The organism is Aquimarina algiphila, assembly GCF_007489275.1.
GTDB classification, from domain to species: Bacteria; Bacteroidota; Bacteroidia; order Flavobacteriales; family Flavobacteriaceae; genus Aquimarina; species Aquimarina algiphila.
In genome coordinates this window covers 1-13,212 of record NZ_VLNR01000049.1, presented here as the reverse complement: position 1 = coordinate 13,212, position 13,212 = coordinate 1, and the positions used below count along the sequence as shown (strand labels likewise).

The 13,212-nt window shown below is 32.6% G+C and carries 10 protein-coding genes and 1 pseudogene; 3 read left to right on the top strand and 8 right to left on the bottom strand.

Annotation, left to right across the window (positions count from 1 at the left end):
• Positions 1 to 4 precede the first annotated feature (4 nt).
• On the bottom strand, positions 5 to 1,975 hold the full coding sequence (locus tag FOF46_RS20420) for an adenylate/guanylate cyclase domain-containing protein (protein ID WP_143917719.1): 1,971 nt from the start codon (positions 1,973 to 1,975) through the stop codon (positions 5 to 7).
• A 210-nt stretch (positions 1,976 to 2,185) separates the two neighbouring features.
• Here FOF46_RS20420 and FOF46_RS20415 point away from each other — a divergent pair, with 210 nt between their 5' ends.
• Positions 2,186 to 2,539, top strand: a complete 354-nt coding sequence (locus tag FOF46_RS20415; protein ID WP_143917718.1) for a DUF3307 domain-containing protein — start codon at positions 2,186 to 2,188, stop codon at positions 2,537 to 2,539.
• Positions 2,540 to 2,637: 98 nt separating this feature from the next.
• On the opposite strand, the gene FOF46_RS20410 is transcribed toward FOF46_RS20415, so the two are convergent.
• Entirely contained in the window at positions 2,638 to 4,224 is a 1,587-nt protein-coding gene (locus FOF46_RS20410; RefSeq protein WP_143917717.1) for a DUF6892 domain-containing protein, read from the bottom strand.
• Between the two features lie 401 nt (positions 4,225 to 4,625).
• Between FOF46_RS20410 and FOF46_RS20405 the strand changes: the two genes are divergently transcribed.
• Complete coding sequence (locus FOF46_RS20405) at positions 4,626 to 7,982, top strand: P-loop NTPase fold protein (RefSeq protein WP_143917716.1); 3,357 nt, start codon at positions 4,626 to 4,628, stop codon at positions 7,980 to 7,982.
• Between the two features lie 137 nt (positions 7,983 to 8,119).
• On the opposite strand, the gene FOF46_RS20400 is transcribed toward FOF46_RS20405, so the two are convergent.
• The 3 genes from FOF46_RS20400 to FOF46_RS20395 all read right to left on the bottom strand — a co-directional run bounded on the left by FOF46_RS20400 (position 8,120) and on the right by FOF46_RS20395 (position 10,352).
• Positions 8,120 to 8,509 carry a YchJ family protein gene (locus FOF46_RS20400; RefSeq protein WP_143917715.1) on the bottom strand — a complete coding sequence of 130 codons (390 nt, stop codon included), beginning with the start codon at positions 8,507 to 8,509 and terminating at the stop codon, positions 8,120 to 8,122.
• On the bottom strand, positions 8,502 to 8,672 hold the full coding sequence (locus FOF46_RS31690; protein ID WP_167571900.1) for a hypothetical protein: 171 nt from the start codon (positions 8,670 to 8,672) through the stop codon (positions 8,502 to 8,504). The genes FOF46_RS20400 and FOF46_RS31690 overlap by 8 nt, the downstream gene beginning before the upstream one ends.
• A 420-nt stretch (positions 8,673 to 9,092) precedes the next feature.
• Positions 9,093 to 10,352: an NADase-type glycan-binding domain-containing protein gene (locus FOF46_RS20395; RefSeq protein WP_143917714.1), complete on the bottom strand. Its 1,260-nt coding sequence runs from the start codon at positions 10,350 to 10,352 to the stop codon at positions 9,093 to 9,095.
• 545 nt (positions 10,353 to 10,897) lie between these two features.
• Between FOF46_RS20395 and FOF46_RS20390 the strand changes: the two genes are divergently transcribed.
• Entirely contained in the window at positions 10,898 to 11,983 is a 1,086-nt protein-coding gene (locus FOF46_RS20390; protein WP_143917713.1) for an adenylate/guanylate cyclase domain-containing protein, read from the top strand.
• A 135-nt stretch (positions 11,984 to 12,118) separates the two neighbouring features.
• On the opposite strand, the gene FOF46_RS20385 is transcribed toward FOF46_RS20390, so the two are convergent.
• The 3 genes and pseudogenes from FOF46_RS20385 to FOF46_RS32625 form a co-directional block, all read right to left on the bottom strand.
• Positions 12,119 to 12,478, bottom strand: coding sequence for a GIY-YIG nuclease family protein (locus tag FOF46_RS20385; protein WP_143917712.1), 360 nt, complete (start codon positions 12,476 to 12,478; stop codon positions 12,119 to 12,121).
• A gap of 389 nt (positions 12,479 to 12,867) precedes the next feature.
• Positions 12,868 to 13,098 (bottom strand): DUF6671 family protein, encoded by a 231-nt coding sequence (locus tag FOF46_RS33100; RefSeq protein ID WP_407933703.1) that lies wholly within the window; start codon positions 13,096 to 13,098, stop codon positions 12,868 to 12,870.
• Positions 13,099 to 13,212 (bottom strand): annotated as a pseudogene (locus FOF46_RS32625) (IS982 family transposase); the annotation flags it as partial.

Sequence of the window (13,212 nt, the reverse complement as noted above, 5' to 3'; positions counted from 1 at the left end):
TTAATTATTTAGTAATCATATTGGTTATATCATCCCAAGAAGATGCTTTCTGTTCTATATAATTATGACACCTATCCAAAAAGATTTTTATTGCTTTATCTCCTGGATATTTTTTACGAAGCTTAGTAAAAATTGTAGTTGCCTTTACGATCTCTTCATTTTTTATATGTTTTACCGCAGTGTTGTAGCTTTTTAAATAGGTTAGTTTTATATGCTCGCGAGATGATAAAAATTCATAAACCGAAAGTGTTTTAGATTTACCCTTTACTTTGACTTTATCCAAAAACCTATAGTTAAAAGAATGCTTATTTTTTAGTTTTGATAAAGTTGCCTCTGTAGCGATAATCTTGGATTGATAATACTTTGTTAACCCTTCTACTCGTGATGATGTATTTACCGCATCAGAGATCACCGTAGTTTCTAGCCTGTGATCATGTCCAATAGTACCTAAGATTAAGTTTCCTGTATGAATACCAGTACCAACTTCTATCGGCAAACGGTTTTTTTCTATAAGTTTACGATTAAAAATTTCAAGAAAATCCTCAAATTCAAAAACAGTTTGTATCGCTGCATCAGGGTTTTCAGGAAAGAGTGCCATTACAGAATCTCCAATAAACTTATCTATAAATCCTCCATTTCGTTTTATAATAGGGACTATACCACTAAGATATTCATTAATAAAATCAAAATTTTCCTGTGGACTCAAGGATTCAGAGATCTTTGTAAACTCACGAATATCAGAAAAAATCACAGTCATTTCCCGTTCAACCTGATCTCCTAATTGCACTTCTTCTATACTTTCTCTCCCTAGATTATGCAAAAATTCTTGTGGTACAAAACGACTATTGGCTTCACTAAGACGAAGTAGTTTTTTATTAGCATTTGCTAGTTCTGTAGTACGTTCATCTACTTTTTGTTTAAAAAACTTTAAACGCGAAATGACTTCATCTTTCAAAAAAGAAAAATTTCTTGTCAAACTTCCTATTTCGTCTTGTGTGCGAACTACAGGGTGCTCTGTTTCTAATGTAAAATTGCTATCTACAAATCTGGTGATGTGTAATGTAAGTTCTGTAAGTGGTTTTGTTATTTTTCTCGAAATTAATGAACTTATCCATACACTTACTATCATGAGTAAAAATGAAATGATTCCAAAAGTGATTGTAAGTTGTTTAAATTCTGCATTGGCCCATTCTTTTGCATAAACAACAATATCACTAAAATCGGCTTCACAAATAGTGATTCGTTGATCCAGTTTTTGTTTCAATCCAGAGTTATCTCTAATCCCAATTCGTTGATCTAGTTCTACTAATTGCAAAAATTTATTACGATACCCTAATAGATAAGACAGTATTTCACTTTTTCGGGCTTTGGTTATCTTCTTATTTGCCACAGTTTCTTGAGCAAGCTTATCTACTAGCCGAGTAAGTTGGGTAATATAAATGGGTTCATTTCGCATGATATAATCCTTCTCATGTCTTCTGAGAAAAAGAATATCTTCTAAAGCAATTTCGTCTATATTTTCAAGCCAGTGCACATCTTTTCTCATTGTCCCTTCCAAGTTAAAATTCTTATACCCACGTGCCTGGATTTGGACAATCAGTTCTAAGAAAACTGCATCAATTTCTGTAATATCAGATTTAATAAAATCTATCCCACCAACCAATGCTCCTTCATCTTTAAAATCTACATGCATAAGATAAGATCTTGTGCTATCTAGCAATTTGAGATATTGATCTAGGTATTTATTGTCTCCTGTCTTAAAAAATTGTTGATCTTTGGTTGCATAACTGAAGAAATCTTGTTGTGCCTTTACGCTTTTTAAAAGCATAACATGCGATTGTTCTATAGCTTCTGTTCGTTTTAAAATATGTTCCCGCTTTTTAAGGTACGCAATAGAAAGCATGATAATCACAAAGCTAAAACTAATGAAAACCAAAAACCAGAATAGCAATCTATGGCGGAACGTACGAAACATCTGATAGTATTAAAATTGGATATATATTTATTGCACAATAGTGTGCAGATATTATATCAAAAAGTGTAGATTTCTAACGATTTGATTCAAAAACACGTTTCTACTACAATATACTTAAGTTTACCGTTTCTTTTTGCATTTTGGATTACTATTATAAAAACTTTATGTTAACAATTAGGTTATAACCTACTGAATTAATACCTTTTAGGTATGATCTTTACGTGGATTCTATTAGCACATTGGGTGGGAGATTTTCTTCTTCAAACTTCAAAAATGGCATTAGGAAAAAGCCAGAATTTCAAATGGCTCTTTATACATGTCATCACTTATACTGCTGTGCTTCTGGTATGTGGTTTGTTATTATTTCCTTTAGAAACTGCTATTACCTATGTATTGCTTAATTGCATTTTACATGGTGTTACTGATTTTTTCACTAGTAAACTGGCTGCTAAATACCAGGAAAAACCTCGTGTTTTTTTCCCTATTCTTGGCTTTGATCAATTCATCCACATAGTTACTTTGTATATCACTTATCTAAATAGAGATAGCATATTTTTGTTCTAGATTAAGCGTATTAAAGAATCAATATTTTGCAAAAACCACTTAAACCTACAGTGTTAACATAGCATTATAAGAAATTAAAAATCAAGTATTTACAAAAATCAATTCTCTAACATTAACACAACACCTTTTTCTTCTATACCCTGTACAAGTCGTTGATTATCAGGCTTACTTTCTAACCCTATAATCTTTTTCAAATTTGGTAAAAACTCTAGATCATCAATAGCTGTATTAGAAATCGGAATAATCTCATCGCCTACTCCCGGATCCCAAAATGGCCATAATTGATAATACACTTGTGCTCCTCCACCAAAACCATCATCCATATACAACTCTGTCACTTGGTTAAGCAATTCTTGTGGAATATCTAAGTTTTGAAAATATGCTTTTATCTCTGGAATAATATTATAACCATCACTTTCTATATCAATTTGTCTTTTTTCATGTTCCTTTACAAATTCTGCAATATCAAATTTTGGTGTTAATAGATTCTGATTATACATTAGTTCTTCAATCACCCATAGTTTTAAGGCAAAATCTTTAAAAATGACTTTGGGGCTTTGAGATAAGGTATACTTTTTAGGTGCGTTTTTATATGAGTTACTATCACAGATTAGTAAAGTGAGATAGTTAATTTTAGGATTTCCTGTAAAAGCGCGAATAACCAATCGTATAGATTCAGACGTAGTTTTACTTACAGCTATTCGTTGTACGGCATCATTCCATCTTTTTTCTTTAATAGCTTCAAAATGGTCTTCAATATTCTTTTTTTCTTTTTTATAATGTTTAACACCTTGATGTATTCCTATAGATTTTAGTTCTTCTATCTTTTCATTAACTTCTTTTAGTTGCTCTTCTTTTGTATTCAGTTTTATATCAAAGCAGTTAAAGAAAAAAGTATCAATAAAAAAGCTTTTTACATCCTCAGTCCAGGAGTCACTATTATCAAGTATAGCTTTGATAATTTTTACAGCATTTTTATGCTCAAAATCTTCTCTATCAGCATTTAAACCAAACATCTTCAGAGCTATACCAGTCAAAATTCCTTTAGTATTTTTCTGTGTTATATAGAACATAATGAGTTCTGCATAATTATCAATCGCATTGGGATGATATCTTAATAATGCAGTAATCAAAGTATTCTTATTCTCGGGAAACGCTTTATAGAGCGGTAGTATATATTGAGAAATTTCACTTCTATATTTTTCATCTAAGTAAGATGTATGATAAAAATACAAAGCAAATATTTTTTGGATCAAATCACCAAGATTTCCTTTGTTATAAGTTTTTACATTGACTTCTATAATTTGGAAATCAGGAATTTCTAACAATTTCTTTATATGACGAATCAGTTCTTCATTGTTTTTAGAAATAGCATGTTTTGTTTTTTCTCCACTAAGAGATATATAATCGCTTGATGAAAATATAGTCAGAAATTTATATAAGTTCTTTGTTTCTTCAGAGGCTTCTCCATCAAAATTTTCTAGTTTATGAATCAATACGTTATAGAGCTGATATACAAAAGAAACATCTTTATTGATACACTCTTTCCATTGTCTACAAATCTTATCCCGAGTAGATTTATCATTATATGGAGCCTTTTCAATCAATTCTAAATGCTTAAGAATTAATGGGCTTACAATGAGTTTTGATTTCTTTTTACGAAAAAAGTAATTACGAAATTTCATGACCTATATCACTTTTATTATTTAAGACTTAGAATATAAATACATTAGTAACTTTCATATTCATATCAAAAATATCACATCTAACTATCAGTCAACACCCTATATTCCGTGAAAACGCCTCCTTGTTTATAGGGACTTTTATGGATACAGAATAGTTTTTTTGATGTTTATTATGGTTTTTTTTTTGTTTACAAACTAAGGAGTTCTATTTTTATATATTGAAGCTATTTCTATAGCACCCCACTGAATCTAAAAATTCTAAATGTTCATTTTTGAATTGAATGATCAATAGTCGTCACATTGTAAATAATACTATAAAAGAGATATACTATATGATATAATCATATAGTTATAAAAAGACTATTGGACATCACCAAACACCAACGAATTTAGGCTACACTATGATTGAAAATATAAATAAAGGTAATTTCTACGAAATTAGTTTGGGGTCTGTGCCCACAGATGCTGATATTGCTTTTACTACAGTAAGTACAGAAGCTACTGCGGGTCTTCTTAATCGCTTGGTTATAAAATCATATGGATACAATCTTAGCATTCTTAAGAACCTTGATCTTGAAAAAGGTTTCGATTTGGTCGAAGACAACAGAGGACTTAAATCTATTCTATTTATAGTCACTGTAGAAAAAAAGAGAGAAGTAGAAGATGCTCTAAAAGAAAACCTTGCTAAAAGTATACAATACTATTTAAAATCCTTATCCAATAAAAAAATATGGTTACCCCTTATGGGAACCGGTAAAGGGGGATTAAGCTTTTCTAAAAGTCTCCAAATTACACGTGATGTACTTCTTAGCTATTCAAATCATTTATCACAAGCAAATGTTAGCTTTATTATCTCAATTCCTATTAGCGAAGAAGGTAAAGCGTTGTTTAATTCCTTAGAGCAAACAAAAATAATTGATACTGATTTTTATAAACAAAAAAAACAGACGCCTCCTGTAGAGCAAACAAAAAATGTTCAAAAAGCACCGCTTAAAAAGCAAAAAACAACTAAAAAAGCCCCCTTGTCAGAAGGAGACGATTTTATTGAGGATTTCTCTGGTAAGTTCTATCTAGTTGGGTCTTCCTGGGGCAAACAAGACAAAAAAGAACTCTTCTTTAGAAACAATACCTGGGAGAATCCATATGATGAGAAATATATTGATCTTGTAAACAATGTTCGTCCCGGAGATATTCTAATCATGAAATCTACCTTTGCAAAGAAAAATGGTAAGTCATACATTCGAATAAAAGGATTCGGAACGGTAATGGGGAATAACAATAATGGTAAACACCTTACTGTGGATTGGTCAATTAAGGATTTACAAACCGATATTGAGGGGCTTGGATCCTATAGAGCTATCATTTCTGAACCTAAAAAAGAACATCTACTTACTATACTTTCTCAATTAGACACTGATCAACGTTCAGGTCTTAGTCAGTCCAATACAGAAGTACCATCAATCACTACAGTTACTAAAATTACAACGATTGCTGGTTTGGTTAGCGATATCGATTCTGGAACAGATCATCTTAATATATCCAAAGACGTCTCTGCATTTGCACGGGTCATTGCTGCAAAAAGCTTTACTCCTCCTCTGGCAATTGCATTATTTGGAAAATGGGGTTCTGGGAAAAGTTTTTTTATGAAAAAACTAAAAGAACGTATTGAACTGTTGTCTTATGCTAATCCAGAAAAAGGATTTTGTGAAGGTATAGCTCATGTACATTTTAATGCATGGTCTTATATGGATGCCAATCTTTGGGCAGGTATCATTACCAAAATTTTTGAAGGGTTACAACAGTACATTAGCAATAATTCTCCCACCGATGCTTATAAAAAGGAAATCGAAGAAATGCTTACCAGTGAGTTACATATCACCAATGATGAGTTAGCAAAGCTGAAAAAAGAAGAAAGTGATATAAATATTCAACTGGAAACTTTAGTAGCACAGAAAGATAACATCGAAGAGGAGTTACAACAAAAAATAGATGAAATTGAAAATCTTACGATTACCAAAGTCATAGAAAAGGTAAATAATGATTTTCAGGTAGAAACACGAATTAAAGATGCCGTTCACCAAAACCCCTCTATAATTAAAAGTAAAGAAGAATTGGCAAAAGTAATCCCAAGAGAATATTGGAAAAACCCTGATGAACTTTACCAACAAACAAGATCAACGCAAACCTTCTTAAAAATATTCTTCAAAACCGGAGAATTATGGAAAAACCTACTCTGGCTTACAGGCATTATACTTATAGTCGTCTTGGTTCCACTGGCTTTAGAACTTATCGTTAGCGCCATAGGTTTTACAGATTTTAATTTCTCCAAAGATACTATACTCGAACCTGATTATAGTTTCACCACCAAAATGCTATCTCTTTTCACTATTTTGGGTGGATTGTATACTCGTGGAATTGTTGTCTATAAAAAACTGCAACCCCTCATTGCCTCCTTTTGGAATATCAAAAAAGAATATGAGATTAAAAAAGAAGATGCTATATTTTCCTTTAAACAAAAAGAAAAAGCATTACAACTCGAGATTGAAAAAATCAAAGACAAGATTGTAGATATCAATCAACAAATTAACATCACAACAAAACAAAAAACAGAGATTGAGTTTAGGCTAAATAACACCTTATCTACTGAGGCACTACATACTTTTATCGAAAAAAGATCGGCAAGTAAAGAGTATGAAGAACATTTAGGGATTATATCTATTATTAGAAAAGATTTCGAAATCTTGAGTAATCTGTTTACCGATCATCACGAAGAGCTCGAAAACAGTAAGAAAATCGAAGATTTCAGAGAAAAATTCGAACGCCCTTTACAACGTATTGTTCTCTACATTGATGATCTGGATCGATGTCCAGAAGAACGTGTTGTTGAAGTCTTAGAAGCTGTTAATCTTCTTATGGCATATCCACTGTTTGTTGTTGTAGTAGGTGTCGATCCAAGATGGGTAAAGAATGCGTTAATAAAAAAGCATCAGTTACAATTTGTAAAGAATGAAAAAAGTCCGGAGATAGAAATGATTGATCCTTCAAGTTATCTCGAAAAGATATTCCAGGTCCCTTTTAATTTAAAGGCTCCAGCAGATAGTAGTGTAAAACATATGCTTAAGACTTTGGCTGAGATAAACCCCATAATTAGCGATGAAATTACAGATATCGAGCAAGAAGAACATGTTAGTATTGATGATAGTAGTTATACCGATGTCGAACAAATAGAAAACACTATTCCTACACCAGAATATCCGATAAAAACTACAGAAGAAGACATCAAAGATATAGAACGTATCGAAACCAAGGAGACTATAGAGTCCTTACAATTCTCTGAGCAAGAAATAAAACTTCTACAAGATATGTCCATTGTTATTGGATCAAGTCCAAGAGCAATAAAACGTTTTATAAACATCTACAGAATTGTAAAAGCTCATGAAAATTTTGGGTATACCAATGCCAGTGATGATATTGAAATTTTATCTGTGCTCTTTCTATTAGCACTCCCTATTGGTAAATACAAACACTTAACTACTTCTCTATTTGGATATTTTGTTGATGAATCCAAAGAAGCACAGCAGTTACAAAGTTATTTTCATGCACCCATTGATCAAATACATAAAAAAGCACACCCATTACAAGAAGAACTCCTCGAGAAAATGTCAAATTCTGAAGTAAGAGTATTGTTAGATCAAAAAGCCGAACGATTTACAAAACATCTATACTTTTTAAAGCGATTTGTGTTTAGCGGAATGTAATACATTAGACGCTCTGTTTCAATACTAGACTTGTAATCTCACCCTTCGGATCTGCATGCTTATTTTGGCTGTATTAAAGGTTGAGGCTCTCGAAACCTGAGTATCTTATATACAAACTATACAGAACAATACATTACTTATACTACACCGACATATACCCAATATCCATGTTCTTTTATAAACTTAGAATGTTCGTGAATCATTTGCATACCTGTATCATCATAATAAAATGCCTTAAACTCTACTGTGCCTTTAGTATCCTGAGGTGTACCTTTAGAAGTTTGTAATACTTCTAGTTTAACCCAATTCACAGATTTAGCCCAACGTACTATTGATTTCTTTTCTTTGCGTGATGGTCTTGTACTACTATGATGACTTTTTATGAGATAATCACCTTTGGCTAATACAAAAGCACTATATCTCGAACGCATTAAATCTTCTGCTGTTAATGCAGCAGTAATATCATGATGAATTTTTCCACAGCAAGAAGGATAAGCTATTGGCCTACCACAATGGCAATTATCCATGAGAAGTTTCGGTATCTTTTTGTTGATTTATTTTTTGAGTCAAAGCTTTTAATCGTTCCGCTCTGGCTTCTTTCTCTTTTCTGAGTTTGTTTTTTTTACGATTCATCAACTTAGCATGCTTTGCCTTATTTTGAGTATTCTTTTCTTTTCCTTTTTTTGCCATATTCTGGATTTATATTAATGCCGAAACGATATAAGATGAACTTTTACTTCTTCCATCGTTTCTTTAGTGAACATATAATCCTGTCCCATTAAATTTAGTTTACATTTGCCTTCTATTTCACACATCGCTGAAATGTGACTGGGGTTAATATAATGCAAATTCCCTTTATTGTCTGTAATTTCCATAAATTCCATAACTAATGCTGTTTTTAAGGTTTGTATTTATTTCATAAATAAGATACAAAATCCTTTTGACAACCCCTTATTAGTTTAGGTAAGAAAATAATTATGATTTTTCATTACTTCTTCAATTTTTGTAATACAATAGTCATGAAATACAAATCTGAGCTAATTCTGTAAATTATGATAAGGCATTTTAACGCTATATTTTATGGAATAGTGTTATTAATTTTCTCATTTCTTATTCTGTAATCATTTTATGTTTCTTACACATTGGTAATATCCTTAAAGGTTCTGTACCTACAACTATATCATTAGCAAAAAAGGTAGTTCCTTTATCTAATTGTACAATAGTATAGGTTTGTTGTGATCTCAATACCTGATCTATATCCGTAATCAACTGTTTTCCTTTATTTGTTTTTAGGATCATACCAATTGTCAATTGTTCTACAGTATCAAATTGATAATCCATTTGCGTTTTTTGTGGAGCATATGATAACCAGTTTCCATCAGCAGATAAAAACGGATGATCTTTTGTGCAAGTAATAGAAGTACTATCAGCAAAGGAAATCTTAATTAAATCTTCATGAATTGGGTTTGCTAGTTCTTCTATAGTAGCCGACGCGTTCGTATTGGTATCCTGATCAAAAGAAAGTACCTTATCTCCTATTTTAAGATTTTCTATAGGCTCTTGATGACCATCAGCCATGGTGACTAAGGTTCCTTTTGCAAAACAGTGCACATCAATTCCATCAAAATAAATCTCAGAGATCACAGTGTCTTCATATTTATCTCCTGGATATACTTCTAAAATTTCGAACCTCATTTTCCACTGAGGAAGTTTTTTGGCAGCTATATAATCTATATTTCGATCTAAAAAACCAATAGTATCTACTTTAAAATGCTGAGCTGCACGTTGATCAGTCAAATTAAGGATTGCATAAGGCTCTCCTTTTATATACATTTTCAACTTTTTTACCCTACTATTGTTACGCCATGCTTTTTCACTTTTAACATGTCCATTGACAACAATAATTTCAGTTATCCTAGGGCTGGATTGATTAAATCCATACTCAATATATTCTCCTACTCCATATCCCGCAACACCTTCGACCCAAACATTTTTATAATTAAGGTCATGTATATTATCTACATTATAATCTACAGTTCCCTGAGAAGGTAATGTAGATGAAGCAGTCTCTGTAGTGGGACCACCCCCACAATACCAACTACATCCTTGTCCTTCTATATCCCAATAACTAGCCATCGTTTCATCTACCATTTCTAATTCTACTTTCTCTGCTGCAGTAAGATCTTCCTCTTTAAGTCCATTTGACATACGTTCCCAAATTTCCTCACATGCTTTCTTATTACGATTAAATTCTTTTTCGTCGGCAGGATTAAGATCTAAAATCTCAATACTCGGAGTTAATGTTATAATTTCTTGTGCTGTAGTGCTAAAAGTCATCGTCAACAGCATATAAAAAAGTACGTTCTTCATAGAATTATAAGTTATATCATCAAATGTACAATTTGTTTTGAGATTATTGATGGAGGCGCTCACCCTTCGACTACGTGTTCCCTGAGTCAAGTCGAAGGGCTCAGGGTTCGGGTTGGGTTTTCTCTGAGGGCTGAGCGAAGCCGAAGTCCGGTTTTATTACTTTTCGAGAGCACTTCAACAAGTTCGGTATGACACCTCAGGGTTCGAGAGCCTCACCCTTCGGATTTACATTCTTCCCTTTGGTCGTATCGGGGACTGTACTTTGACTGACTCAGTAACCATCCTCTTGAAGCCTCTTGATATTTTTGACATGTTTACTCTCACTTCGACTACGCTCAGTGATCGTTAATTTCATTCTCATCCGAGGGCTGAGCGAAGCCGAAGTCCCGGAAACTGAAGCATAGAGCTTTAAAAACTAAGCTGTTATACAAAAAAATAAATAAAAAGTAGGGAACTTTCCCGTTTATATGTTTTAGGTATAGAAAAGCACTGGATAGTATATTTTATCTGATGCTGATATAAATTAAACAAAACGATACGATATTATGAACCATCAGTTGAAACAATATACGCAGCTACTTTCACAGTCAGTATTTTTTTGGGCTATTGCTATGGGCGTATATTCAATATTAAGGTATTACGGAATAGATGAAGAAGAAGACTTTATGGTTATTAGAGCGCATAGTGGAATGTTCGGAGCGCTACAATCCTTAATAAAATTAACATGTATAGGTGTTTTAATCGGTGTTTTGTATACTCATGTAGATCTTCTTTTTAACAGGTTTATGACTAACAGAATATCATTAGCCAATGATGTTATCATCAGAACTATTTTTCATTTTATGGTTACAATAGCAGTATTTACTATAGTTACTGATATTTTTTCTAATTTGAATAACACAAATCTAAATACTGATTCTGGTCGGTGGGCACAAAACAAACCTTTTTGGTCCGCTATTTTATATATTGTATTAGCTTCTTTTGTGTTTTCATTTATTAAAATTGCTAATGAAAAATTCGGAAAAGGTACGTTTCTTAAAATATTGATGGGAAAATATAAAACTCCGCAGGAAGAAAAAAGAATATTTATGTTCTTAGATTTAAAAGACTCTACGAGTATCGCAGAAAATCTAGGACTCTATAAATACAGTCAGTTTATACAAGATTGTTTTTATGACCTTAATACGGTGGTTCCAAAATTTAATGCTGAAATTTATCAATATGTTGGTGATGAAGTTGTTCTAAGTTGGCCTTATAAAAAAGGGTTAACTAATAATAATTGTATAGATCTATTTTTTGCTTTCCAGGAGAAAAAACGAAATAAATCTGAATATTACCTAAATAAGTATGGTGTTGTTCCAGAATTCAAAGCAGGACTCCACGGTGGAAAATTAATGGTAACTGAAGTTGGGGTCATTAAAAAAGAAATTGCATATCACGGGGATGTTATTAATACTTCTGCCAGAATACAAGATGAATGTAATACATATAAGGTTCCTTTTTTAATTTCAGAAAAGTTAATGCAGGATTTAAAAATGAGTGCGCATTTAACATCTCAATTTTTAGGGAGTGTACTACTAAAAGGAAAGCAGGAAAAAGTCGGAATTCATACGATACATCAAGTAACATGAGGGATGCTCATGATCACCCTTCGGCTTCGTGTTCCCTGAGTCAAGTCGAAGGGCTCAGGGTTCGGGTTTGTATTATTGTTTTTGGCTGTATCGTAGGTTGAGGCTCTCTAGAACATACTCTCACTTCGACTACGCTCAGTGATCGGTATTTTCGTTATCTTTCGAGGGCTGAGTGAAGTCGAAGTCCGGGAATCTGAAAACTAAATAATGTGTATTGTTTTTACATTCTGACAGATCGTGCAACCCCTCCAAATCCCCTCGTATCAATGCTTCTTTTTTGGCTCTTGACCATCCTTGTACTTGTTTCTCTCTATAGAAAGCAGTATCGATACGATCATATTTTTCGTAATAAAGCAAGGTAACAGGTAATCGTTTTTTGGTATGATTCGCTCCTTCTCCGTTTTGATGTTGCGCCAATCTCATATCCATATCTTTGGTGCTACCTGTATAGTAACTCCCATCACTATATTCTAAAATATACATATAACCAGTCATAGAATTCTAAATTAAAATATCATTCAATCGCAATAATACGACTTGGTAGTTTCATTTTTCGGAACTGAAAATTGATAAACAAGGGTACTTGTATAGGTGGGTACCCCCACTTATACAAGTGGTTTGTCTTGCCTTTTTAGGAAGACGCACTTCTATCTGAGCATAGTGACACTTCCCTTTTATGTATGTGGCACTTCCCTTTTGGATACCTACCACTTCTGTTTGAAGTACCCCATACCTAGGTTCGAGACAAGTGACCCCACTACTATAAGTACCCCTAACACATGCCTAACCATAACGTCCCCTACTTATATAAGTACCCTCTCCCACTTATATAAGTGGGTTTTGGGGGTTTTGACTTGTTATAACTAGATTTTTAACTGTTTTTGTTAAAATTGATGTTGATTATTTTTTGAACGGTATATATCTTTAGCCCATTCATGATTACATTTTCTGCAACGATAATAATTACGAAAAATATGCTTTTTAGGATTGGCAAAATCATTACCTAAATAGTCCTCTTTTGTCTTAGTTATACTAAAGTAGTTTGCTTTGCACTTTGGGCATTTACTAGATTGATTCCCTATTATTATTAGATATAATATAAACCCGTTGTGCATTTAGTTAATATTAATTTTTAGGTTGTTTATATTTCTGTTGAATTCAAACCTATTGATATATTGAATAATGGTCATTGCTGTGATCTTTGATAAGATTCTATTTTTAAATCCCTC

Excerpts from the sequence above, each read along its gene's own strand:
- FOF46_RS20400 (WP_143917715.1), bottom strand. The coding sequence starts at position 8,509 with ATGGATAATTGCCATTGTGGTAGGCCAATAGCTTATCCTTCTTGCTGT.
- FOF46_RS31690 (WP_167571900.1), bottom strand. The coding sequence starts at position 8,672 with ATGGCAAAAAAAGGAAAAGAAAAGAATACTCAAAATAAGGCAAAGCAT.
- FOF46_RS20420 (WP_143917719.1), bottom strand. The coding sequence starts at position 1,975 with ATGTTTCGTACGTTCCGCCATAGATTGCTATTCTGGTTTTTGGTTTTC.
- FOF46_RS20390 (WP_143917713.1), top strand. The coding sequence starts at position 10,898 with ATGAACCATCAGTTGAAACAATATACGCAGCTACTTTCACAGTCAGTA.
- FOF46_RS33100 (WP_407933703.1), bottom strand. The coding sequence starts at position 13,098 with ATGCACAACGGGTTTATATTATATCTAATAATAATAGGGAATCAATCT.
- FOF46_RS20405 (WP_143917716.1), top strand. The coding sequence starts at position 4,626 with ATGATTGAAAATATAAATAAAGGTAATTTCTACGAAATTAGTTTGGGG.
- FOF46_RS20385 (WP_143917712.1), bottom strand. The coding sequence starts at position 12,478 with ATGACTGGTTATATGTATATTTTAGAATATAGTGATGGGAGTTACTAT.
- FOF46_RS20395 (WP_143917714.1), bottom strand. The coding sequence starts at position 10,352 with ATGAAGAACGTACTTTTTTATATGCTGTTGACGATGACTTTTAGCACT.
- FOF46_RS20410 (WP_143917717.1), bottom strand. The coding sequence starts at position 4,224 with ATGAAATTTCGTAATTACTTTTTTCGTAAAAAGAAATCAAAACTCATT.
- FOF46_RS20415 (WP_143917718.1), top strand. The coding sequence starts at position 2,186 with ATGATCTTTACGTGGATTCTATTAGCACATTGGGTGGGAGATTTTCTT.